The sequence below is a fragment of the Wolbachia endosymbiont (group A) of Portevinia maculata genome, from assembly GCF_964028525.1.
Taxonomy (GTDB): Bacteria; Pseudomonadota; Alphaproteobacteria; order Rickettsiales; family Anaplasmataceae; genus Wolbachia.
In genome coordinates this window covers 1,353,400-1,375,494 of the sequence record NZ_OZ034786.1, presented here as the reverse complement: position 1 = coordinate 1,375,494, position 22,095 = coordinate 1,353,400, and the positions used below count along the sequence as shown (strand labels likewise).

Below are 22,095 nucleotides of genomic sequence, written 5' to 3'. Positions count from 1 at the left end.
AATTATAAATCATATTATCAGTTTTCAAAATAAATATTTTCACCTGAGTGACCTTTGCAGTTTTTTATATAATGTATTTATTAATATGATATTACTATAAACTAGCAAGATAGATAAAAATTTTGAATATTTTCAAATTAGGTATTTTGGTTTCTTAAGTGTAATATTGCTAAGTAGTTTATATAAATAATGACAAACACAAATGAAACTATTTTCGCTTTATCGACCGTATTGGGTAAGTCAGGAGTTGCAGTAATCAGAATTTCAGGCAACTACGCGCTTAAAGCTTTAAATCATTTTCATATTAAGAAAGAAATTAAACCAAGATTTGCTACTTTAGTTGATCTATATGATGATTCCAATCAATTGATAGATAATGGAATAATCATCTATTTCCCTGCTCCAAACAGTTTCACTGGCGAGAACGTTATAGAGTTACAAGTGCATGGAAGCAAGGCAGTCATAAAAATCATCTTGGAGGAATTATCAAAAATTTTCGTTATGGCCAAGCCTGGAGAATTCTCACTTAGGGCTTTTCTAAATAGTAAATTTGACTTAACGCAAATAGAAGGGATTGCAGACTTAATTGATGCTGAGACGAAAATGCAAGCTAAACAAGCGATTAAGCAGATATCGGGAGAATTGGAGAGACTATACAGCAATTGGAGGCAAAGATTAATAACGATACAATCCAAAATCGAAGCATATATAGACTTTCCAGAGGACATTTGGGCAGAAAAAAGTGAATTGAAAAAAATTAATAATGAAGTGCAATCTCTCGTGCAGTTGATACAAGAGCATTTAAATGATAATAGACGGGGCGAAAGGTTGCGTGAGGGTTTACATATTGTAATAACTGGTGAACCAAATGTCGGTAAATCAACTCTATTTAATTTCTTAGCCAAGCGTGATATTGCTATTGTTTCTGAATATGCAGGCACAACAAGAGACGTGCTTGAAGCTCATATTGACATTGGCGGATACCCAATCATTCTCTCTGATACTGCTGGAATTCGTGAGAGTTCAGACCCGATAGAATCAGAAGGCATAAGTCGAGCAAAAAAGAGGTCTTTTGAAGCTGATCTAAGAATAGAACTATTTCCTTTTGAACAACGTTATAATATCAATTGCAACGTTGTAAATAGCGATACTATTTATGTATTGAGCAAAGCTGACGATGCAATTAATGACAGAAATATACTGATTGGCGATGTAGATTTTCTACCTATTTCTATTTTAAAGGGAATAGGTACAAACAAGTTGATTTCTCTCATAAAAAAGAAGGCAGAGGAAAAATTTGGGCATGATAGAGACACTCCTGTGATTACTCGGCAAAGACATAGGAGTCACATGCAGAAAGCACTGGAACATTTACAACGTTTTAATATCGATAATCCAATTGAGTTGATATCTGAAGATTTGAGGCTTGCTGCATTTGAACTTGGTGCGGTGATTGGAATTATTAATGTTGAGGAAATATTGAGTAGTGTGTTTAGCAACTTTTGCGTGGGCAAGTAAAGCTTTTATAGATTGCTTAAAATCAAATGTTGTGATAGAAAAGAAATGGACGGATGGCCGAGCGGTTTAAGGCACCAGTCTTGAAAACTGACGTACGTGATGAGCGTACCATGGGTTCGAATCCCATTCCGTCCGCACAGCATCCCGCGATGTTAGCTGATTTTTAGAGCTTATTTGGACTATGTGGTTCATAACGCTGGAAATCTTATCTAATCTAGCCACATCTTTTAAAAATACATCCCTTTGTAAATTGACCTTATTAGCGAAGAAAGCTAATATCTATAAATAGATTACCATCTGAATATGAAAACCGATATAGTAATAATAGGTGCAGGGCCTATTGGAATATTCACTGCTTTTCAAGCGGGAATGCTTGATATGAGATGTCATATAATAGATGTTTTGGATCAAGCAGGAGGACAATGCACAGCTCTTTACCCAGAAAAGCCAATATATGATATACCTGGTTATCCTGTAATTACTGCCCAAAAATTAATTGAGCAATTAATGGAGCAAGCTTCACCATTTGAGCCTGTTTACCATTTAAGTCAAAAAGTGGAAAAGATTTCGAATAACTGTGATCAAAGCTTTACTATCATAACTAACACAGGTACAGAGGTAAAATGTAAGGCTGTTATTGTTGCTGCAGGTAACGGAATGTTTGAACCTAACCGTCCACCCTTAAGTGGTATATTAGAATATGAAAATCAATCTGTATTTTACAGTGTAAATAAAATTTCTGATTTTCAGGACAAAACTATAGTCATTGCAGGGGGGGGTGATTCTGCAGCTGATTGGACTGTAGAACTTTCTAAAGTTGCAAAGAAAATTTATGTGATACATAGAAGAAAGGAATTTCGCTGCACTCCTGAAACTAGAAATAAATTAGAATCACTTGAAAATGATGGAAAGATAGAACTGGTAGTGCCATATCAATTACACGAACTAGCAGGAGGTAATGGGCAGTTGAGCGCAGTGATAGTAAAAAACATTGCCTCTAAGGAAGAAAAAGAAATATCCGCTGATTCTTTGCTGCCATTTTTTGGATTGTCAATGAATCTTGGTCCAATAAACAGTTGGGGTATAGAGTTAGAACATGGCCGCATAATTGTCGACCCAGCTACACTTAGAACCAGTAGAGATAGAATATATGCAATCGGAGATATAGCTACTTATCCAGGCAAACTCAAGTTGATACTAAGTGGTTTTGCCGAGAGTGCCATGGCTTGTTATGACATATACAAAGTAATCCACAACTCTCCAGTCAATTTTCAATACTCGACTTCAAAGGGAATTCACGGAAAAGAAAAACTTACTTGACACCCTTCGCCAGCCCCCTTATCATGAAACTGAAGGTATTCAGTTATCTTCATCTGTGCAGATTAAACAGCAAGAAAACAACGTAGTTGGCGTCTTATTTTTAATTTTTTGCACTATGTGCACCTTATGTCTTCACAATATTTCTAGGTTTTTACCTATATAAGCTGAAACGCGCTTATAAGTCGTTTAAGACAGTATAGTACGCCAATTTGCAGGATTAGGGAGTGAACACTAATTACCACGGGGTTTCTTTTGCCTTTTTTTCTGCTTAGTAAATTTCTTAAACATTTAAACTAAGGTTAGTTGCATTTAAAAGCAGCTAAATTGCAGTGTTTAAGGCTTAAAAAACGCCAATACTGAAAATAGACAATGACTAGGGCTTCTTTTGCCTTTTTTTTCGTTTAGTAAATTTCTTAATGTTTGTAGCTAAACGACAACCGTCATCCCGCTGCTTGTTAGCGGCCAAGAGATACCGTGACGATATGATGTAGGACTGCTGTCATCCCGCTACTTGTTAGCGGCTAAGAGATACCGCGGCGGTATATTCGTCATCCCGCTGCTTGTTAGCGGGATCTCTTGTTAGCGGCTGAGATACCGCGGCGGTATGACGGTGTAGACGATGGTTAAGTATCCCGCTACTTGTTAGCGGCTAAGAGATACCGCGGCGGTATATTCGTCATCCCGCTACGTGTTAGCGGGATCTCTTGTTAGCGGCTGAGATACCGCGGCGGTATGACGGTTAATTATTCTGCGGCGGTATGACGTAGGGTTGCACTAGCTATATCATGCATTTTATTAACCGACACTATAAACAACATCCTTACAATTATGAGATTGGACTACAACTTGCTCAAGCGTTAAGCTGCTGCGTTTAGCATCTTTACTGTGGTTTTCTCCAAGAACCTCTGTTCTTTCTTGTTTTATTTCTTCAATGAATTTCTTGTTAACGCTTTCAGTGTTAATCTTTTCCTGAGAATATATAAGGTTAGTGCAATTTGTTTTGTTATAATAATGCACGCCAAAACATACAACTAATAATGCAAGTACACCTGAGCCTATAAGCAATGATAACCCTATGTTATTAGTCAAAGGGTTTTGGTAAAATTTTTGTACGTTATTAACACCGCCTTCCGCGTACAGCAATAAAGGAAGTGCTATATTTGCAGCAACTACACCGGTCAGTAATGCAGTAAATAGTGGCCTATTGTTAATTACTGATTCTATTTTATTAGTTCTACTAATTACTTTTTCATCAATGTTAATGAAGTCGTTTTTAGATTCCCAAGCATTAAATATAAAATTTGAATGAGTGTTGTTGTTATACTCTAATCTTACAGATTTTATAGCTTTATTTTCTGGCTGATGCTTTAACACCTCATCTAAAATTCCATCCGCATTTTTTTCTTGAGTTTTATGCTCTGCAGTATCTCTAAATTGCCTTATTGCAAAAAGTATTGGACTAATTGCAAGCAACGCAGCAAGTGCGATAACTGGTATAGTGATATATTTTGGGCTGTTTGTAAAAAATGCAATAAATTTTGCTTTATCTTGTAAGTATAATAAAGCTGCAGATGTGCCAAGTATAATAGCACTTGCACCAAAAATTATAAAGCCCTTCTGCTGCATGGCATATTTTGCTCTTGGCCAGGATCTGTTTGTTTTTTTATTTGTTGTGCTACCTATATCAGAATTTAGTGACAAAGACTCTTCAGAGTCATCTTTGCTTTTATACGATGGTGGAGGAGTTGGAAACGTACCTGGACTTTTAATATCCTGAGGATTCGGTATAGGTTCTCCAATCCATTTTTCTACTTTGCCTAAATAACCATCATCCGCTGCTCCGTCTGTTCCTGTTGTTGGCTCACTAGATACATTAATCCCTTTAAATGCAATATTGTTTATTTCCTCTTCCCTGACATCAACTTCCGCTATTTCTTGATCTATATTTTCTAAGAGACCCTTCATATCTTTTTCTAATAATCCTTCCTTGATGCTTTTATAAAAGTCATCAGCAGGATTAATGCCCCGCTGATTACCATCAACTAACATGACTTTTTGCGGTAACATACCTTTGTCTTTCTTATATGCTTTTAAAAGAGATAAAACACATAGATGTTTTCCAATTTGTGGATCTTGAGGCTCATTCATTCTTTTAGCTACTTCTGCTGAATTTAGTGGATCTTGACGCTTAGTCGTTCCTCCAACTACTTTAATACCTTGTGCCTGCTCTTCTGTTAAGCCTAAATGATTTTTCACTACATACTCTACTGCTTTTATGTATTTTGCAGACGATACAATAGCAACTTCTACTCCGCTTGAAAGTGCAGAATCTAATACAGACCTTAGCTTTTCTTTATTTTTGATTCCCGAGCCTTCCTTTTGTAAAAATTCTTCTATTTTTTCTTTAATTACTGCTTTTTCTTTGCCAGAATCATAATCATCATATCCCTTGGATGTAAAGAAATTGCACATAGACTTATTTGTAATTGTTTGATCAAAGTCAAATATTAATAGTGCATTCTCTTCAGACGATGGTAGATTCGTTACTGGTCCCATATTTACTCCAAAATTAATTACTATGTTGTGTTGATTACGCTATAGTTATTAAGATGTAGTAAATACCAGTTTACGGATAATTATGAAAAATTTAGTATAGAAATTGCCTATCAAAGATTCTTTCATTGAGTGAGTCGTCTTTGTCAAAAAGCAGAGTGATTGTGTTCTCATGGTCTTTTTGTATTTTTATCTGTGATATATTATGAAACTCTTTGTAATCTGATACTACAAGCGCTGGACGATTTTTTGTGTCGTTAATGTCAATTTGTACGATCGTATCATTTGAGATTAGTGCTCCATTCCAATGCCTTGGGTAATAGCTATTGATGGAGGTCAGTGCAAGTAAGTTTGAATTTAGTGGCAAGATTGGGCCACCGGCAGAGAAGTTATATGCAGTGCTGCCTGTGGGAGTAGATAATATTACTCCATCCCCTCTAAATTTTTCTACTTTTAGTTTATCATTAATAGTAATATTCATCTCTACTATTTGGTTTGCTTTCCTAAAAACATATACTTCGTTTACCGCTATATAGTGGTATTTCTTGCCACTTGTGTCTGTTGCTTCCATTTTTAGTAAAGTTAACTGAGTTGAAGTTGCGTGCTCTATATGATCAATTAAATCTTCACTGCGGCTAAAGCATTTATTCATCAAAAACCCAACATTGCCAGTGTTTACTCCGTATACGTGTGTGTTTTTGTTTTCTATAACGTAATTATGCAAGGTGCGTAGCATAAAGCCATCACCGCCAACAACTATCAATAGATCGATTTCGGACTTATTTTCTTCTGTTATATTGATAAAATTAAGTTTCTTTAATAGTTTAGATACTTCCTGCGATTTTGGTGACTCAGAAGCGATATAGCCTATATTTTTGTATTTATGCATGCTTCACTCTGAAAAAGAAGCGAAAAACTAGAAAATATCCCCATATTTATCGTTAAACTTAGCTAATTTGCTAGTTTTACTTGCTGACCCGCTTGTCAAACTTCCAGTCCATGCAGGGTGAGTGAGAGGATCCCTATCAAGTTTTATCTTATCACCTTCCTTTCCATAAGTGGAACGAGTTTCAAACTCTTGACCATCTGTCATGACTATAGTAACCTTATGATAATCAATTTCTGCCATTGTTGCTTATAAACTTTTAGTCAGTTAATATTCTAGTGAACTTAATTCACTAAGTCAATCATTATTCTAAAATATTGACAAAAAATAAATAAAATGTTATACTTAATAAGGAATAAATAATAGTTATCATGATTTTTGCTTTCCCTGGTCAGGGCTCTCAGTTTGTAGGAATGGGAAAGAGCTTATATAGTGAGTTTTCCGTTGCAAGACAAGTATTTAATGAAGTGGATAGCATATTGGGTAGAAAGCTGTCTCATTTAATCTTCAACGGTCCTATTGAAGAATTAACCATTACAGAAAACGCTCAGCCAGCTATAATGGCAGTGTCAATCGCGACGCTACGCGTTATCGAGCATGTGTTTGGTGAATCTCTTTTTTCTAATTATGGAATTAAATATGTTTGTGGACATTCAGTCGGTGAATATACAGCGCTATGTGCTGCAGGGGCATTGACTCTTGAGTCTGCAATCAAGCTGCTGAAAGTTCGCAGCGAAGCAATGCATGAAGCTTCTTTGAAATGTGAAGGGGGAATGGTTGCGTTGCTTGGAGCAGAGATAAATGAAGTGGAAGATATATTGAAATCAGTTCAAATTGACGGAATTTGTGAAATTGCAAACGATAACGGTGGCGGACAAGTGGTTATAAGTGGTACTAGAGAGGGTCTTGAAATATTACCCGATTTGCTCAAGAACTTGAACATCAAGAGATTAGTTAAGTTACAGGTTAGTGGACCTTTTCACTCATCTCTTATGAAACCTGCTGATGAAAAAGTTTTGGAATTTTTGGAGGGTATTAAAATAACCCGTCCTATAGTTCCTTTGATATCAAATGTTACAGCTAAAGAGGAGAGTGATCCCAAAGTTATAAAAGCTTTACTTGCTAAACAAGTCATAAGCAGAGTGAAATGGAGAGAAATGGTTTTGTATATGGCAAGCCGTGGCATTAACAAATTTGTTGAAATTGGCCCTAATAAAGTTTTATCTAATTTAGTCAAAAGGATTGACCAATCTATCAGTACAAAAAGTATAGGTAATATTGGTGATATAGACAGCTTCTTTAATGAATCATTAGTACTAACAGCGAAAAATTTAAAAGTTGGGTTAAGTTAAAACACATCTATTTGCCAGCGCATGACGCTGCCTAGCTGGAATGACAGAGGGTAATGCAAGAAATCAACGAACTGCCTGTCATTTCATCCGGTTTCTTAATTCCAAGTAGCTGTAAAATAGTGGGAGCGATATCAGATAATCTTCCGTCTCTTAATTTTAGATTATCGCAAGACACAATAAATGGCACTTTATTTAGAGTGTGCGCTGTATGAGGTGTATTATTTTCTTCATCGAACATACATTCCACATTACCATGGTCTGCAGTAACAATTAATGCAGTGTTGCTTGACTTTTTAACAGCACTCAGCACTTTCGCAAGACAATCATCTACAGCTAGCACAGCTTTCTCGGCTGCTTTTATATTACCTGTATGCCCTACCATATCAGGATTAGCGTAATTTACAACTATCAGTGCGAATTCTTGGGAGTGAATTTTTTCTACAAGCTTTTCTGTGAGCTCAAAGGCTGACATTTCGGGCTGCAAATCATAAGTTTGAACTTTTGGTGAGGGAATGAGTATTCTTTCTTCACCAGAGAAAGGTTCTTCTTTTCCACAATTGAAAAAGAAAGTCACATGAGCGTATTTTTCGGTTTCGGCGATGCGTAATTGTTGCAATTTATTGTCTTCTATTGTTTGTCCTAAAGTGTTAGCAAAAGATATAGGAGGAAAAATATAAGGAATTTTAAGATCTTCTTTATACTTCATCATACTTAGAATTGAAGAAAATGGTTTTCGTTTACGACCTTCTGTCGTACGAGTAGTTTGACCATAGATTCCAGCGTCACGCGCTGGAATGACACCTGATTGGTTTAGTAAAATACTTGCTAATTGTATCATTCGATCAGCACGAAAGTTAGCCAACAGCACTCCATCTTCTGGTTTTATACCTTGATAGTCACCTATTACTGCGGGCCTGACAAACTCATCAGTTATGTTATTTTGATAATTTTCATCAATCAACGATACTGCATTATCATGACGAGGTGCCTTTGCAAATGCGATAGCCTCATAAGCTTCAATTGTTCTCTCCCACCTGTTATCACGGTCCATAGCATAGTAACGCCCAGAAACAGTAGCAATTCTTATGTCATTTCCCTTTATACTCTTTATAAATTCTTGAATGCATTTTTTTCCTGAATTTGGTAATGTGTCTCTGCCATCTAAAAATGCATGTATCACCACTTTGATTCCATGCTGTGATATTTTATTTGCTAAAGTCGAAATATGCTTTTGATGCGAATGAACACCGCCATCTGACACTAATCCCACCAGATGGCATACTCCGTTCTTACTTTTTAGATTACTAATAAAGCTTTGTAGATTTGCATTGTTTTCTATTGTTCCAATTTCTTGATTAATGCGCTGAAGGCTTTGCATTACTACTCTACCACTGCCAATATTCATATGGCCAACTTCTGAATTACCTATTTGACCACCAGGTAACCCAACATCATTTCCACAGGCGGACAAACTGCATTTTGGATAATTAGAGCTAATATATTGCCAACAGGGTGGATTTGCGTTGCTAATAGCATTATATTTACTGCTTTCTACTCCATTTCCCCAGCCATCTAGTATACATAAGACAACTGATTTAATGCCCATATAAGATTAACACTAGAATTTCACAGAGAAGAGCTCCCCGGGCCGGATTCGAACCAGCGACCAATTGGTTAACAGCCAACTGCTCTACCACTGAGCTACCGAGGAATAAACCGTCTTTAATTTATCACGTTGAACGTTGATTGTAAACGTTTTTTGTATACTTTGTAAGAGCCTGTTCAAATTCACTTCGCTTTATTACTTCAACAGTTGCACCAATAATATCTTTTATTTGAGTTGCAAAATTCTCTCCTGTATAGCCCGCATCAACCAGTATATTTTTAACTCCAGAAAGGTTTTCTTTTGCATTGTTGACCATTCTCACAGCACTAGTTGTTCCTGCAGTTGCTACATAAATTGCATGTCTTGAGTATCAACTGCGATATGGCCCTGAGATTTTTTTACCAGCGTCATAGCCTTTTTCTTCAGCAGTATCTGCGTTCTTTACACTCTGAGCATCAATTATGTACAGGTTCTTAGCTATATTTCTAGCTGTAACTATAAATGTATGGATTTTTTATCGTGCCATGTTATAATTAACGTCTTGCTAAAAATTAAATATTGATGAATGAACTAAAAAAGTTAAGTATTACACAAATGCATGACGGGCTCAAAAAAAGGAGTTTTTCCGCTGTTGAACTCGTGGAGGCGCACATCAGTGCGGTTGAAAATGAGAAATTAAATGCATTTATAACAAAAACCCCAGAGATAGCAATGAAAGCTGCTAAAGCTGCAGATGAACATTTCTCTAGGCAAAAGGATGATTTAATCTCGCCGCTCATGGGTATACCAGTTGGCATCAAAGATCTATTCTGTACAAAAGGAATAAAAACAACAGCATGCTCAAAAATGCTGGAAAATTTCGTTCCGACTTACGAATCTACGGTGTCTGACTTGCTTTTAAAAAGTGGAGCAGCCATGCTCGGTAAGCTTAATATGGATGAATTTGCTATGGGTTCTGCGAACACAAACAGCTATTTTGGCCCTGTTGAAAATGTGTGGATTAGAAAAAGTGATGGGGAAAAAGTTGTTCCTGGTGGATCATCTGGTGGATCTGCAGCATCGGTTGCTGGATTTTTATGCGCTGGAGCGTTAGGAAGCGACACCGGTGGATCTGTACGCCAACCAGCAGCTTATTGTGGAGTAGTTGGAATAAAGCCAACTTATGGAAGATGCTCGCGTTTTGGTATGATTGCATTTGCGAGTTCTCTGGATCAAGCAGGAGTCATTACTCGTTCTGTCTCTGATTCAGCATTAATGCTGGAAGCAATTTGTGGCTATGATAAAAAAGATTCAATATCGAGCGAAAAGCCAGTGCCTAAATTTTCTAGCTTTATAAATGGTGATGTCAAGGGTAAGTGTATTGGTATACCAAAAGAATATAGGATGGATGGAATTTCAGAGGAAATAGTTCATAATTGGGAAAGAGTTGCTTCCTATTTAAAAGAAAATGGCGCTGAAGTTGTTGACATTACTCTGCCACATACTAAATATGCAATACCGGTCTATTATTTAATCTGTTCTGCTGAAACTTCATCCAATCTTGCTCGTTACGATGGTGTGCGTTATGGATTAAGGGTTGATGCTGATACCCTTGAAGAAATGTATTCACTAACAAGAGCAGAAGGTTTTGGTAAAGAGGTGAAAAGAAGAATTTTAATTGGCGCTTATGCGCTTTCTTCAGGTCATTATAATGAATATTACGAAAAAGCGCAGTGCATTAGAGCATTAATCAGAAATGATTTTATAAAAGCGTTTGAAAAAATAGATTACATACTTGTGCCATCTGCTCCAACAGAAGCTTTTGGCTTAAATGAAAAGCCAGATTCGCTAATTATGTGCATCAATGATGTGTTTACCGTGCCAGCAAGTCTTGCAGGATTGCCTGCTATTTCTGTTCCTGTTGGGCTTTCCAATGAGGGTTTACCACTTGCCTTGCAAGTGATTGGAAATTATTATGACGAAGCTGGAATATTAAATGTGGCAAGTTTGATAGAGCAAAATTGCGGCAGAATAATTAGACCTCTTGCGTAATCTATTTTCTGATAGTAATTTTTGCATTAAAATTTGCTTATGCTCATCAACGTACTCTATGGCTCCATTTTTAGATGAATAGCAAAAACAGGGCATATTAATCTGTTTACAAAATTTTCGTGTAACAGTTCACACTTAATTAAACAGACTAAATTCTGTAATTTTGGGATGTTGAAAAATTCACCTTACGTTGTCATTCCAGCGCATAACGCATAACTGTACGAACATTGTGATTTGGGCCTACCAGAAGGGCAATGCCTCTTATCCAAGTACCCTCTTCTTGTCATTCCAGTGCTTGACACTGGAATCCAGTTTTCCATATAATCTCATCAAAAATGTTTATTTTCTAGCTACTTTTATACTTATCAACTCAGTATGCTTACTTACAATTAAAATTCCTGGATCCCAGTGTCAAGCACTGGGATGACACCCTCCTGATGGGCCAAAATCACAACGTTCGTACAGTTGTGCACGTGACGCTGGAATCTAGTCTTTATTATGCAGCCACTTATTTAAAGTTAAGTTTTCTGGATCCAAGTAGTCAAGCTACTCGGATGACACCCTCTTGGATAGAAACCAGTGTCAGCTACTTTCATGACACCATGACAACCGTCATCCCGCTGCTTGTTAGCGGGATCTATGCTAAGAGATACCGCGAATGAATCGCGGTATGACGGTCTGTGGCGGTATGACGGTTCGCGGCGGCATGACGTAGGACTGCTGTCATCCCACTACGTGTTAGCGGATGAGATACCGCGAATGAATCGCGGTATGACGATCTGCGGCAGTATGACGGTTCACGGCGGCATGACGTAGGACTGCTGTCATCCCACTACGTGTTAGCGGATGAGATACCGCGAATGAATCGCGGTATGACGATCTGCGGCAGTATGACGGTTCGCAGCGGCATGTGACGATAACCTCGTCATCCCGCTGCTTGTTAGCGGGATCTAGAGATACCGTTACGGTATGACGAGGGAGAACAGTTGCTACTTGTTAGCGGCTAAGAGATACCGCGGCGGTATAATGTAGAGTGCTTAGAAGCGGTTATTTTGCTATAAATGGCTGTAATGGCATCATCTATTTTATTGCTATCACAGCCTGTTTGTGCAAGTTCAGCATTCCCACCACAGTTCTTTTCAACTGCTATTGATATTAGTTCTTTTGCGCTAATCTTATTGATTAAGTCTTTACTTACTTTAATAATCAAGACTGTTTTATCTTTTTCTGTTGCCGTGAAAGCTATTACCGTTTTTGGTTTTTGTTGCTGCAAAACAAACTCTCTTATCACATTTGCTGGAATATCAGTGAAAGTGTGGCTTATAAAATTTATTCCATTTATTTCAGTGCTTTTTATATTCTCTGCACTCACAAGCTTTTTATATAGGTTTCTTATTTTGGTTTCGGATTTTTTGTGTTCTTGACTTAAAACACTTAATCTGCTTGTTATTTCACTTACTGGCACTTTTACGAATTCTGCAACTTTTTTTAAGTTAATTTCATTATCACGTACATAATTGATTGCTTCCTGACCAGTTAAAGCTTCAATTCTCCTCACTCCAAAAGCAACAGAACTTTCTGTTACTATCTTAAATAAACCGATTTCTCCAGTATGTTCAACGTGCGTGCCACCACATAGCTCTTTCGAATCTCCAATATTTACAACTCTAACCTGATCACCATATTTTTCACCAAATAACGCCATGGCTCCTTCGTCTATTGCCTGATTCATGCTTTGAATTTTTGTAGATGCAGAAAGATTTTCTCTGATTAGAGAGTTTACCATATCCTCTACCCAGAATAACTGATCTTGAGTCACTTGAGTGTTATGGCTGAAGTCGAATCTCAGTCTATCTGGTGCAACTAGGGAACCTTTTTGAGTGACATGATCACCCAAGATTTTCCTCAATGCAAAGTGCAGAAGATGCGTAGCCGAATGATTTCTTCTTAAGGTTTGCCTTCTTTCCTTGTCGATGCTTGCTGTAACTACATCACCTTTACAAATTGAGCCGAATTTAACTATGCATCTGTGCAAACATAGGTCATTAACCTTATGGGTATTCTCGACTATAATAATACTTCTACCAGGTTTGATCAGACTGCCAGTATCCCCCACCTGTCCACCTGACTCGCCATAAAAAGGTGTTTTATCAAGTATAATGATTATCTTTTCTCCCTCCTTTGCAGAATCAATTACTTCATTTTTAGAGGAAACTATAGCTAGTATTTTCGCATCACTTACTTCATTGAACTCATAACCAACAAATTTTGTTTTGCCAAATTTATTGATCAAATCAAACCATACTTGCTCAACAGATTTTTCACCAGATCCAGCCCATTTAGCACGTGCTCTCTCTTTTTGTTCTCCCATTGCATTATCAAAACCCTTCTGGTCAAAATTTATTTTTTTCTCTTTTAAAACATCAAGTGTAATATCCAAAGGAAACCCATAGGTGTCATATAGCTTAAATGCTGATTCTCCAGGTAAAGTATCGCCCGATTTTAAATCTGTAGTGAATTTCTCCAGAAGATTGATACCTTTCATCAAAGTGTCTTTAAAGTTTTCTTCCTCTGATTTTAACGTCGTTTCTATTAAGCTTTTGGCTCTGACTAATTCAGGATAAACATCTCCCATATAAGCCGAACTCGTGCTATCTATCAGCGCCGGAAAAATGCGATGGAGTAGAGAATCATTATATCCAAGCAGGTGGATATAACGCGCGGCTCTCCTAATTAATCTGCGTAATACGTAATTCCTGCCCTCATTTCCAGGAAGCACTCCTTCTGCGATGAGAAATGCAGCCGCGCGAAGATGATCTGCTACGATCTTATGCGCTATTTTATTTTCCGTTCTTCCACAGTACTCTTGAGATTTATTGATCAGAGCAGAAAATAGATCAATATCATAGTTATCATGGACATTTTGCATTACAGTAGCTATTCTCTCAAGACCCATTCCAGTATCGATGCATTTTTTTGGCAATTTGTGTAAATTACCTTCTTCATCTTTGTTAAACTCCATGAATACCAGATTCCAGATTTCAACAATTCTATCGTCGTCTTGTAAATTAGGACTCCCATGATCATAAAAAATTTCAGAACATGGACCGCATGGACCAGTGCTTCCCATACTCCAAAAGTTATCGTCCGTTGCAATTCTTATGATTTTATCACTTGAAAAGCCACTTATCTTACGCCAAATCTCGTACGCCTCATCATCAGTATGGTAGACGGTTATGGATAGTCTGTTTTTATCAAGAGATAACTCCTTAGTGATAAATTTCCACGCAAATTCTATCGCAGTTTCCTTAAAGTAATCACCAAAGCTAAAATTTCCGAGCATTTCAAAAAATGTGTGATGCCGAGTTGTATAGCCAACATTTTCAAGATCGTTGTGTTTACCGCCTGCTCTTAGGCACTTTTGACTTGAGACAGCACGTTTCATTTCAGTTTTTTGAGCACCAGTAAAAATATTTTTAAACTGCACCATACCAGCATTTGTAAACATGAGTGTTGGGTCATGTTCTGGAATCAAAGGAGAAGAAGAAACCTGTTCGTGGCCATTACTTATAAAAAATTTTATAAATCTTTCTCTGATTTCACTTAACTTCATTATTTTTATTGAGATTATTCATGAATAATAAGCTGCAATGGAAATAAAATCAATTACAATACCACCACTCTCTAGATCTCAGAACTTCTAGTGATATGCACCTTGTGGTAAGGAAAAATCAATATATTCACGATAAATTTACCTCATATCTGTGTTTTATATGTGGAAATTGGAATGGAAATTTATGTAGGCAAAGAAAAAAGAATAGCAAATGTGGTAACTGAGCACTGGAGTGACATAAAAGGACCAGACAGAGATTGGCCAGAAAGGCACGAAATAGACACTGCAGAAATAATGGAGTCATGGCAGCATTGTTTTATCATTGAAGTCAAGGATCAAGGTTATATTTGTGAAAATGCAGGAGAAAAGGCTGTTGAATTCTATGGTTTTGAGAAAAAGACGCGCATTGATAATAAGTATGCAATTGATGCACCATTTTTGCGACTATATAAAATAGATGCAGTTATTGATAAACTTGATGCTGTAATAGAGAGTAAATGCCCAATCAATGAAGAGGAAGAAAGTGAAAGTGTTAAAATGAGGCAAGTATTGTTGCCACTTGGGAATAAAGAAGGTATAACACACATATTGGGCGTAATTACTTTTAAACTCCTTTAATATACAATTTTAATTTGATTCTTTAATAAAATTATTTATACTAATGCTTAATTACTATTAAAGAACTCAATAGTAGTGTTTGTAAATTTATTTGGAATATGAAGAGAATAAAATTAAAAACCAAATCTTCTGTTAAAAAGCGCTTTCACCTTACAGCTAAGGGTAAAGTCATTTCTACTCAGTCAGGCAAAAGGCATGGCATGGTAAAGAGAAGTAAATCTAATATTCGTAATCAGCGCGGTACAACGATTCTTGGTAAATCTGACTCGCGTATAGTTAAGCTTTATATGCCTTATGATATTTAACAAAATGGAGGTAAAATAAAATGGCTCGGGTAAAACGTGGAGTCACTACTCACGCTCGTCATAAAAAAATATTGAAACTGGCAAAGGGTTATAGAGGACGTGCAAAAAGCTGTTATAGAATTGCATTACAAAGAGTTGAAAAAGCATTGCAATATGCTTACAGAGACAGAAGAACCCGTAAACGTGATTTCCGTAGCTTATGGATAATACGTATTAATGCAGCAGCAAGAGAGCATGGGCTTACTTATGGTAGGTTTATGCATGGTCTTACACTTGCCGGCATTGATTTAAATAGAAAAATTCTTGCTGAGATGGCCGTTAATTATAAGGATGATTTTGCCAAATTAGTAGAAGCTGTAAGTGGTAAATTAGCGGAGAATTCTTAAAGCAAAAACACTTGAAAGCGTGAGAATTATTTTCATGGGGTCACCGGAATTCGCTGTTAGTACGCTAAACTTACTATTGAAATCACAGAATGAAATAGTAGCAGTATACACCAAGGCTCCAAAACCTTCAGGACGTGGACAGAAGCCAACGAAATCTCCAGTACATGTTATCGCTGAAGAAAGTAACATAGAGGTATGTACTCCTATCTCTCTAAAGTTTTTGGCAGAGCAAGAAAAATTTAGAAATTTCAAACCAGACGTTGCAGTTGTTGCTGCGTATGGATTGATACTTCCAAGAAAAATTTTGAATATTCCTAAATATGGTTGTATTAATATTCATCCTTCATTACTACCAAGGTGGCGTGGTGCAGCTCCGATACAGCACACAATTTTAGCAGGAGATCAAGAAACCGGGGTTAGCATTATGCAATTGGATGAAGGATTAGATTCCGGCCCTATTTTAAAACAGGAAAAATTTCTTATCGAAAAGAACGATAACTACAAGACATTGCATGATAAATTGTCTGAATTAGGCAGTGATTTACTGCTGAAAGTGCTAAACGAAATTGAAAAACAGGTTCCCTTAAAACAGAACGATAATGATGCATGTTACGCTGACAAAGTGGAAGACTATAAAATTTATGCAAGTGATGCTTGTGAGGTTGCTTATAGAAAGGTTAAAGCGTTTTACCCAAAAGCGTTCATCAAGATAGAGAATAAACGTATCAGGATACTTGATGCTGACTTTGAAGCTCTCGCTTCAGAACAAGGTAAGATTGTTAACGATAATATGCACATAAGTTTAAAAGGTGGCACTTTAATTCCTAAAGTTGTACAAATGGAAGGGAGAAATCCTTGCAGTATTGAAGATTTTATTCGTGGCTTGAAATCAAGCATGGTAAAAAAATTTATAGAATAGACTGCTTTAAATTAGTGTAGAAATGTAATAGCTAAATTTCCTTTTCTTAGATATAATCTTAAAAAACTTTCTGTACAAAAATGAAAATAAAAAGAGCTTTAATATCAGTATACGACAAAACGAATATAATTGATCTTGCATCGTTTTTAATGCAGCAACAAATAGAAATTCTCTCAACGGGAAATACTTATAAAGCACTATCTGATGCCGGAATAAAAACACAAGAGGTCTCAGATTACACACAATTTCCAGAGATACTGGGTGGTAGAGTAAAAACTTTACACCCTAAAATTCATGGAGGAATACTTTGCAATAGAGAAAAGCACAAAACGGAAATGCAAAATCTAGGTGTTGAGCCAATAGACCTGCTTATAACTAACCTATACCCATTTTGGGAGACAGTAAGTAGCGGCTCAAATGAAGATCAAATTATAGAACAAATTGATATCGGCGGAGTGGCGTTAATTAGAGCTGCAGCAAAAAACTTTTGTTTTACTTCAGTTATTTCTAGCATTCAAGACTATGAAGCACTAAAAGCTGAGATGATAAAAAATAACAATGAAACAACATTGGAATATAGAAAACATTTAGCAACCAAAGCATTTGCTCTCACTGCACACTATGATTCTAATATTCACAGTTGGTTTTTATCCCAGAGTAAAAATAATGAGTTGCCAGAGTTTTTTGCACTATATGGACATAAAGTACAAGAACTCAGGTATGGTGAAAATCCCCATCAAAAAGCTGCATTTTATAGTAATCAATTTACCAAATATCCGCTAGAAAAAATACATGGGAAAGAGTTGAGTTATAATAATATAGTAGATATAGAGTCCGCACTTAACATAATTTCTGAGTTTAAAGAGCCTGCAGCAGTGATAATAAAGCACAATAACCCATGTGGCACTGCTGTTAGTGATAATGCTTTGGAGGCATATGAAAAGGCCCTATCGTGTGATGAAGTAAGCAGTTTTGGTGGTATAGTAGCTTTAAATCGGGAGATAGATTTAAAGCTAGCAGAAAAATTAAACGAGATATTTTTGGAAGTAGTGATAGCACCTTCAGTCAGCAATGAAGCACTAAAAATTTTGCAAAGAAAGAAAAATTTAAGAGTGATTATTCATAAATCTTTCCAACAAAATGTGAAATACCAAACTAAAAATGTTGTTGGTGGGTTTTTGGTGCAAGAAAATAATGACCACACAATAAAAGCAGAACAAGTAACAGAATGCACTACAACAGAAAAAGAAAAGGAAGATCTTATTTTTGCCTGGAAAATATGTAAACATGTGAAATCCAACGCAATAGTTATAGCAAAAGATGGTTGTGCTATTGGCATCGGTGCAGGGCAAACAAGCAGAATAGATAGTGTGAACATTGCAGTAAAAAAAGCAGGTGAAAAATGTAAAGGTGCAGTGCTTGCTTCAGATGCATTTTTTCCATTCCCAGATAGCATAGTAGAAAGTGCAAAACATGGAATTACAGCTATAATTCAGCCTGGTGGCTCGCTGAAAGATCAAGATGTGATAAAAGCTGCAAATGAAAATAAAATTGCTATGTTTTTCACTGGCGTTCGCAGTTTTTTCCATTAGGCTTTGTGTCTTATGGCTAGAGATTTTTCCATATCATACCACCATAACTGTACGAACGTTGTGATTTGAGTCCACAAGGTAGGATGTCATTCAAGTAGCCTCCTTCCCCTGTCATCGCAGTGCCCTGACTACTTGGATCCAGATTGGACACTGAGCTGGTGAGTATAAAAGTATAGCTTCTACGTCATACCGTGATTTATTCACGGTATCTCACATAGATCCCGCTAACAAGTAGCGGGATGACGATTCTTCAAATCGTCAAGGTGTCATCCGAGTAGCTTGACTACTTGGATCCAGGAAACTTAACTTTAAATAAGTGGCTGCATAATAAAGACTAGATTCCAGCGTCACGCGCTGGAATGACAAGTTCGCGGCGGCATCCTCGTCATCCCGCCACGGTATCTCTAGATCCCGCTAACAAGCAGCGGGATGACGGTTGTCAGGCTAGCTGTCATCCCAGTGCTCCTTTTTTTGTCATCCGAGTAGCCCCTTTTTTGTCATCCCAGTGCTTGACACTGGGATGACACCCTACTTAACCATCATACTGCCGCGGTATCTCTTAGCCGCTAACACATAGCGGAATGACGAAGTTATCGTCATTCCACCGCGAACCGTCATACCGCGATTCATTCGCGGTATCTCATCCGCTAACAAGAGATCCCGCTAACACGTAGCGGGATGACGGTTGTCGTTTAGCTACAAACGTTAAGAAATTTACCAAACGAAAAAAAGGCAAAAGAAGCCCCGTGGTGCGAGTTTTGACTCTATATTACTGTAAGTGGCGCTGTAATAATGTGCTAACGCTTAAAATAAGCGCGATTTGGCTGAATGTAGAAAAAATAAAAAAGACATGCAGCCGCTATAATTTTATGTAATCCGCCAATAAATACCCTGAGTTTTTTACTGAATTTTGTCATTGAGCCTGCAGGTCAAAAACAAGTTTTGAGTCATAAATACCCTTATTGTCATAATAAGGGGGCTGGCGGAGTTTGTCAAGAAATTTTCTTATTTCATTTAAATTGCTTGTAACCTTCTTATACACTCGTCTTTACCAAGAATCACCATGATATCGATGATTCCAGGTGCATCCATTACTCCAGTTATAGGGGCACGTAATGAGTGGTATACACTGCTTATTTTCATATCATGTGATTTTGCACATTCCTTGATCTGAGAAGATAAAAAACCCTTATTCCAATTTTCATCACCGATCTTTGACAGAAATGATGCGAGTAACTTAATTATATTGAGGTTAGATTTGACAATTTGACAAGCTTCTTCACTTAAATCAAGTGGCGGATCTTGAATATAAAATTTTGCTAAATCCAATAATTCGGTCAGGTAGTTTGCTCTTTTTTTCAGCTCTGTCAGTCCCTGCAGTAAATAGCCCTTTTTTTTGTCAGTTAGAGTATTTTCTCTAAGCATTAGAGTCAGAATATCTTCATTGCTCATATTACTAATATAGTGGTTATTCAAATGCTCCAGTTTTTTGAAATCGAGCCGTGCAGGTGAACGACCAATACTTTCTAAATTAAACCACTCTATTGCTTGCTCATCGCTAATAATCTCATCGTTGCCGTGACTCCAGCCAAGTCTCAGCAAGTAATTACGCATCGCTTTTGGCAATATTCCCATCTTTTCATAATCGCAAACGCTTGTGGCACCATGCCTTTTGGATAGCTTATTCCCATCTTCCCCATGGATAAGCGGTACGTGTGCAAAACGTGGAACATCAAAATCAAGAGCCTGGTATATTAGCAATTGCTTAAAAGTATTAGTGAGATGGTCAGAACCGCGTATTATATCAGTTATTCCAGCATCATGATCGTCAACTACCACGGCGAAAATATATGTTGGAGTGTTATCAGAGCGTAAGATCACTATATCATCAAGCTGGTCGCTATTTACTTTGATTTGGCCGTATATTTTATCATCAACGACGATCTCTTGCGAGTCTGGCACTTTGAAACGGATAACTGACCTCACACCCGATGTCATTCCAGCGCGTGACCACATATTTTTTTCTGGATCCCAGTGTCGAGCACTGGGATGACAAGAAGGAGGTTTTGTAGTACATTTATGCTTGTATATCTTGCCCTCTTCTCTTCTTGCTTTTATTTTCTTTTCTGCAACTTCATCTTCAGGGCAGTAACAGTGATACGCCCTACCCTTCTCAACTAAAAGGTTTGCTACTTCTTTATGCCGCTCTATTCTTTTTGACTGATATACTATTTCTCCATCATAACTCACACCGAGCCATTTTAGCCCTTCTATAATTGCATCAATTGCTTCTTGTGTTAAACGTTTTCTGTCGGTATCCTCAATCCTTAGCAAAAACCTGCCACCATGGTGCCTCGCGTAGAGCCAATTAAATAAAGCAGTACGAGCCCCTCCAATGTGCAAAAACCCTGTTGGTGATGGAGCGAATCTAGTGACTACGTCTGGCATATTTGTCTATTACAGTAATGTAAATGATGATAGCTAAAATTTATGCTTGCAACAATGTGGAATTTATTTATTCTGAGAGATAAGATTTACTTGTTTTTCATAAGTTATGTTGTATAATTTATTATTGGTTGAATATAGCGAGGTGAGTTATGGATGGACTTGTAGATATAGCAAAATTGCTTTCAGATAATGAAGCTACTGTCAGTTGGCGTTACACCGGCCCTTTTGATAAAACAAAACAAATAGTACGGGCAGATAATCTCTTGCATCTAGCTGCAAGAATACCAAAAAAAGATAAATTTGTAGACATTTGCAGGAAGAACATTGCTTCTGTAACTGCGCATAATGAATATGGAAATAATCCATTTCATGAAGCAGCAAGGAGTGGGATTTTGCTGCCTGCAGTAAAAGAGATTGTGCATTACTTAGAGACGGAAGCTGATAACAAAATTACAAAAGCAGAAGAAGCTGGAGATCGGAAAGAAGTAAGCAGATTGAAAGAGGAACTCAAATGTAATAAAAAATATATTAAAGATGCGCTCTGCAGTAAAGACCATGCTTTTAATAAGAAAAGGGAAACTCCTCTTTATTACTTAGATGCTGCACAACAGAAAGAAATTAAGCAAATCGCAGACATAAAAGACAGCTTTATATGTAATCAGAAGTTTCACCTGTGTTTATATATAGTAGGGGCTATAGCGTGTATTGCTGCCTTGTGTTTATCTTTATATTTTCTGTATCTATCTTCTCAGACTTTTGCACTAAGCTCGATGGTTGCAATAGCTTCTGGCGGAGTCACATACCTGTCAGTTAAGGCATGTAACGAGATACATGCCTTGCATAACGAAAGCACTTTAGTGGAAACTAATGTACAACTTGCAGGAGAAGGTTTGGGTGTTTGATGAAGCTAGAAATTACTTGCAGGCAATGATATAGAAATTTACTTTC

17 protein-coding genes, 2 tRNA genes and 1 pseudogene are annotated in these 22,095 nt (G+C 37.1%); 11 read left to right on the top strand and 9 right to left on the bottom strand.

From position 1 onward, the window contains the following. Nucleotides 1–189: 189 nt before the first annotated feature. From mnmE to ABWU36_RS06665, 3 genes are all read left to right on the top strand, one after another. Nucleotides 190–1,518 carry a tRNA uridine-5-carboxymethylaminomethyl(34) synthesis GTPase MnmE gene (gene mnmE / locus ABWU36_RS06675; RefSeq protein ID WP_264688437.1) on the top strand — a complete coding sequence of 443 codons (1,329 nt, stop codon included), beginning with the start codon at nucleotides 190–192 and terminating at the stop codon, nucleotides 1,516–1,518. Nucleotides 1,519–1,565: 47 nt separating this feature from the next. Beyond that, nucleotides 1,566–1,653 (top strand) — tRNA-Ser (locus ABWU36_RS06670). Nucleotides 1,654–1,821: 168 nt separating this feature from the next. Beyond that, the gene (locus tag ABWU36_RS06665; protein WP_253309446.1) at nucleotides 1,822–2,838 is read left to right on the top strand and encodes an NAD(P)/FAD-dependent oxidoreductase; all 1,017 of its coding nucleotides are present in this window, start codon (nucleotides 1,822–1,824) and stop codon (nucleotides 2,836–2,838) included. A gap of 795 nt (nucleotides 2,839–3,633) precedes the next feature. Here the strand turns inward: ABWU36_RS06665 and ABWU36_RS06660 are convergent. The 3 genes from ABWU36_RS06660 to rpmE all read right to left on the bottom strand — a co-directional run bounded on the left by ABWU36_RS06660 (nucleotide 3,634) and on the right by rpmE (nucleotide 6,520). After that, entirely contained in the window at nucleotides 3,634–5,394 is a 1,761-nt protein-coding gene (locus ABWU36_RS06660) for a hypothetical protein (RefSeq protein ID WP_264688436.1), read from the bottom strand. A gap of 91 nt (nucleotides 5,395–5,485) precedes the next feature. After that, the gene (locus tag ABWU36_RS06655; protein WP_264688435.1) at nucleotides 5,486–6,280 is read right to left on the bottom strand and encodes an NAD kinase; all 795 of its coding nucleotides are present in this window, start codon (nucleotides 6,278–6,280) and stop codon (nucleotides 5,486–5,488) included. Between the two features lie 27 nt (nucleotides 6,281–6,307). After that, a complete protein-coding gene (rpmE, locus tag ABWU36_RS06650; RefSeq protein WP_253309449.1) occupies nucleotides 6,308–6,520 on the bottom strand; it encodes a 50S ribosomal protein L31 in 213 nt (70 codons plus the stop codon). 128 nt (nucleotides 6,521–6,648) lie between these two features. Between rpmE and fabD the strand changes: the two genes are divergently transcribed. Beyond that, nucleotides 6,649–7,629 (top strand): ACP S-malonyltransferase, encoded by a 981-nt coding sequence (gene fabD, locus ABWU36_RS06645; protein ID WP_253309450.1) that lies wholly within the window; start codon nucleotides 6,649–6,651, stop codon nucleotides 7,627–7,629. Nucleotides 7,630–7,660: 31 nt separating this feature from the next. Here fabD and gpmI read toward each other — a convergent pair whose 3' ends face one another. From gpmI to ABWU36_RS06625, 4 genes and pseudogenes are all read right to left on the bottom strand, one after another. Continuing rightward, nucleotides 7,661–9,235 carry a 2,3-bisphosphoglycerate-independent phosphoglycerate mutase gene (gene gpmI / locus ABWU36_RS06640; RefSeq protein ID WP_353273196.1) on the bottom strand — a complete coding sequence of 525 codons (1,575 nt, stop codon included), beginning with the start codon at nucleotides 9,233–9,235 and terminating at the stop codon, nucleotides 7,661–7,663. 33 nt (nucleotides 9,236–9,268) lie between these two features. After that, nucleotides 9,269–9,340, bottom strand: a tRNA-Asn gene (locus ABWU36_RS06635). 19 nt (nucleotides 9,341–9,359) lie between these two features. Next, nucleotides 9,360–9,551, bottom strand: a complete 192-nt coding sequence (locus ABWU36_RS06630) for a hypothetical protein (RefSeq protein WP_253309452.1) — start codon at nucleotides 9,549–9,551, stop codon at nucleotides 9,360–9,362. Nucleotides 9,552–9,586: 35 nt separating this feature from the next. Next, nucleotides 9,587–9,698: pseudogene (locus ABWU36_RS06625) on the bottom strand (IS5/IS1182 family transposase); the annotation flags it as partial. A 98-nt stretch (nucleotides 9,699–9,796) separates the two neighbouring features. On the opposite strand from ABWU36_RS06625, the gene gatA reads away from it, so the two are divergent. Continuing rightward, nucleotides 9,797–11,266: an Asp-tRNA(Asn)/Glu-tRNA(Gln) amidotransferase subunit GatA gene (gatA, locus tag ABWU36_RS06620; RefSeq protein ID WP_353273195.1), complete on the top strand. Its 1,470-nt coding sequence runs from the start codon at nucleotides 9,797–9,799 to the stop codon at nucleotides 11,264–11,266. A 1,003-nt stretch (nucleotides 11,267–12,269) separates the two neighbouring features. Here the strand turns inward: gatA and alaS are convergent. Then, nucleotides 12,270–14,879, bottom strand: coding sequence for an alanine--tRNA ligase (alaS, locus tag ABWU36_RS06615; protein WP_353273194.1), 2,610 nt, complete (start codon nucleotides 14,877–14,879; stop codon nucleotides 12,270–12,272). A gap of 174 nt (nucleotides 14,880–15,053) precedes the next feature. On the opposite strand from alaS, the gene ABWU36_RS06610 reads away from it, so the two are divergent. The 5 genes from ABWU36_RS06610 to purH all read left to right on the top strand — a co-directional run bounded on the left by ABWU36_RS06610 (nucleotide 15,054) and on the right by purH (nucleotide 18,699). Next, nucleotides 15,054–15,497 carry a PAS domain-containing protein gene (locus ABWU36_RS06610; RefSeq protein ID WP_253309455.1) on the top strand — a complete coding sequence of 148 codons (444 nt, stop codon included), beginning with the start codon at nucleotides 15,054–15,056 and terminating at the stop codon, nucleotides 15,495–15,497. 98 nt (nucleotides 15,498–15,595) lie between these two features. Next, the gene (gene rpmI / locus ABWU36_RS06605; protein WP_253309456.1) at nucleotides 15,596–15,802 is read left to right on the top strand and encodes a 50S ribosomal protein L35; all 207 of its coding nucleotides are present in this window, start codon (nucleotides 15,596–15,598) and stop codon (nucleotides 15,800–15,802) included. A gap of 20 nt (nucleotides 15,803–15,822) precedes the next feature. Beyond that, on the top strand, nucleotides 15,823–16,188 hold the full coding sequence (gene rplT, locus ABWU36_RS06600) for a 50S ribosomal protein L20 (protein WP_064125369.1): 366 nt from the start codon (nucleotides 15,823–15,825) through the stop codon (nucleotides 16,186–16,188). 19 nt (nucleotides 16,189–16,207) lie between these two features. Further along, complete coding sequence (fmt, locus tag ABWU36_RS06595; RefSeq protein WP_253309457.1) at nucleotides 16,208–17,107, top strand: methionyl-tRNA formyltransferase; 900 nt, start codon at nucleotides 16,208–16,210, stop codon at nucleotides 17,105–17,107. An 80-nt stretch (nucleotides 17,108–17,187) separates the two neighbouring features. Then, complete coding sequence (gene purH / locus ABWU36_RS06590) at nucleotides 17,188–18,699, top strand: bifunctional phosphoribosylaminoimidazolecarboxamide formyltransferase/IMP cyclohydrolase (RefSeq protein ID WP_253309458.1); 1,512 nt, start codon at nucleotides 17,188–17,190, stop codon at nucleotides 18,697–18,699. 1,014 nt (nucleotides 18,700–19,713) lie between these two features. Here the strand turns inward: purH and gltX are convergent. Further along, the gene (gene gltX, locus ABWU36_RS06585) at nucleotides 19,714–21,147 is read right to left on the bottom strand and encodes a glutamate--tRNA ligase (protein WP_353273193.1); all 1,434 of its coding nucleotides are present in this window, start codon (nucleotides 21,145–21,147) and stop codon (nucleotides 19,714–19,716) included. A gap of 149 nt (nucleotides 21,148–21,296) precedes the next feature. Here gltX and ABWU36_RS06580 point away from each other — a divergent pair, with 149 nt between their 5' ends. Further along, nucleotides 21,297–22,049, top strand: coding sequence for an ankyrin repeat domain-containing protein (locus tag ABWU36_RS06580; protein WP_253309461.1), 753 nt, complete (start codon nucleotides 21,297–21,299; stop codon nucleotides 22,047–22,049). The last annotated feature ends 46 nt before the right edge of the window (nucleotides 22,050–22,095 follow it).

What these genes read in the sequence shown, in the direction of transcription:
- gatA (WP_353273195.1), top strand. Translation starts at nt 9,797, where the DNA reads ATGAATGAACTAAAAAAGTTAAGTATTACACAAATGCATGACGGGCTC.
- gpmI (WP_353273196.1), bottom strand. Translation starts at nt 9,235, where the DNA reads ATGGGCATTAAATCAGTTGTCTTATGTATACTAGATGGCTGGGGAAAT.
- ABWU36_RS06610 (WP_253309455.1), top strand. Translation starts at nt 15,054, where the DNA reads ATGGAAATTTATGTAGGCAAAGAAAAAAGAATAGCAAATGTGGTAACT.
- fabD (WP_253309450.1), top strand. Translation starts at nt 6,649, where the DNA reads ATGATTTTTGCTTTCCCTGGTCAGGGCTCTCAGTTTGTAGGAATGGGA.
- ABWU36_RS06580 (WP_253309461.1), top strand. Translation starts at nt 21,297, where the DNA reads ATGGATGGACTTGTAGATATAGCAAAATTGCTTTCAGATAATGAAGCT.
- rpmE (WP_253309449.1), bottom strand. Translation starts at nt 6,520, where the DNA reads ATGGCAGAAATTGATTATCATAAGGTTACTATAGTCATGACAGATGGT.
- ABWU36_RS06630 (WP_253309452.1), bottom strand. Translation starts at nt 9,551, where the DNA reads ATGGTCAACAATGCAAAAGAAAACCTTTCTGGAGTTAAAAATATACTG.
- purH (WP_253309458.1), top strand. Translation starts at nt 17,188, where the DNA reads ATGAAAATAAAAAGAGCTTTAATATCAGTATACGACAAAACGAATATA.
- gltX (WP_353273193.1), bottom strand. Translation starts at nt 21,147, where the DNA reads ATGCCAGACGTAGTCACTAGATTCGCTCCATCACCAACAGGGTTTTTG.
- ABWU36_RS06660 (WP_264688436.1), bottom strand. Translation starts at nt 5,394, where the DNA reads ATGGGACCAGTAACGAATCTACCATCGTCTGAAGAGAATGCACTATTA.
- alaS (WP_353273194.1), bottom strand. Translation starts at nt 14,879, where the DNA reads ATGAAGTTAAGTGAAATCAGAGAAAGATTTATAAAATTTTTTATAAGT.
- mnmE (WP_264688437.1), top strand. Translation starts at nt 190, where the DNA reads ATGACAAACACAAATGAAACTATTTTCGCTTTATCGACCGTATTGGGT.
- rpmI (WP_253309456.1), top strand. Translation starts at nt 15,596, where the DNA reads ATGAAGAGAATAAAATTAAAAACCAAATCTTCTGTTAAAAAGCGCTTT.
- ABWU36_RS06655 (WP_264688435.1), bottom strand. Translation starts at nt 6,280, where the DNA reads ATGCATAAATACAAAAATATAGGCTATATCGCTTCTGAGTCACCAAAA.
- ABWU36_RS06665 (WP_253309446.1), top strand. Translation starts at nt 1,822, where the DNA reads ATGAAAACCGATATAGTAATAATAGGTGCAGGGCCTATTGGAATATTC.
- rplT (WP_064125369.1), top strand. Translation starts at nt 15,823, where the DNA reads ATGGCTCGGGTAAAACGTGGAGTCACTACTCACGCTCGTCATAAAAAA.